The organism is Streptomyces sp. CBMA123 (assembly GCF_014596465.1).
Lineage (GTDB): Bacteria > Actinomycetota > Actinomycetes > Streptomycetales > Streptomycetaceae > Kitasatospora.
On the sequence record NZ_MECK01000582.1, the window covers coordinates 1 to 382 of the forward strand.

A 382-nucleotide genomic window follows, 5' to 3' on the forward strand; every position below is an offset into this window, starting at 1 on the left:
CTGCGGCGGGCCCTGACGGCCGGGGGCGCGCTGCGGCAGGCCGTCCTGCGGCGACTGCTGCTGCTGGCCCTGCTGGTTCTGCTGGCCCGGAGCCTGCTGACCGGGGCCCTGCTGACCGGGGCCCTGCTGACCCGGACCCTGCTGACCGGGGCCCTGCTGGGCGGGAGCCTGCGGTGCGGGGGCCGGTCGGCCCTGGCCACGTCGGCCCGGCTGACCCTGACCCTGGCCCTGCTGACCCTGACCCTGGCCCTGCTGGCCCGGAGCCGGCTGGCCCGGCAGGACGGGGTTCTCGCGAAGCGACTGTCCGACCTGCCGGGTCGGCAGTCCGGCCAGCCCGCCGGCCCGGCCGCCGGGCGCACCCGGGCCGTTCGGCGCGGCGGGA

The 382-nt window shown here is 80.1% G+C and carries 1 protein-coding gene; it reads left to right on the forward strand.

Annotation, left to right across the window (positions count from 1 at the left end; all coding sequences use genetic code 11):
* Positions 1-382, forward strand: a 382-nt coding sequence (locus BG452_RS47415) for a hypothetical protein (protein WP_188308858.1), incomplete at both ends; no start/stop codon positions are given.